The sequence below is a fragment of the Lysinibacillus sp. CNPSo 3705 genome (assembly GCF_028674935.1).
In the GTDB taxonomy this organism is placed as follows: domain Bacteria; phylum Bacillota; class Bacilli; order Bacillales_A; family Planococcaceae; genus Lysinibacillus.
In genome coordinates, this window is sequence record NZ_JAQZSD010000199.1 from 1 (window position 1) to 447 (window position 447).

The window sequence follows — 447 nt, forward strand, 5'->3', positions numbered from 1 at the left end:
CGCTTCGCTTCGTGCGGGGTCTCGTCTGTCTCGCTTTCCCGCAGGAGTCGAGCGATGCTTCTCCAAACAACGCAATGTATCACACTATTATTTTAGTCATGCTTTCCTTTATAATAAAAGAATTAATGTGCAGGTAGTGCCCCCGATGATTTCAAATCAAGAAACCCTTAATTTAACACAAGGACCACGAAAAGAAGAAGACAAGTTTGAGTTTAATAAAGACGCTGGAATGTTTGTTTGTAAGGCCGGTCATCTCGCGACAAGAAAAGCACGTACGGGCAAAAAAGGAACGAGTATGAGTCATATTATTTTGACATTGAAAAATGCAAAGTATGTCCAATGAGAGATGGCTGTTATAAAGAAGGCGCAAAAAGTAAAACATATTCTGTCACAATTAAGTCGGATACACATGCCGAACAAGAGGCATTTCAAAATACGGAAGCATTT

1 pseudogene is annotated in these 447 nt (G+C 40.3%); it reads left to right on the forward strand.

The annotated features are described in order from the left end of the window. Positions 1–166: 166 nt before the first annotated feature. Positions 167–447 (forward strand): annotated as a pseudogene (locus PVA17_RS25025) (transposase); the annotation flags it as partial.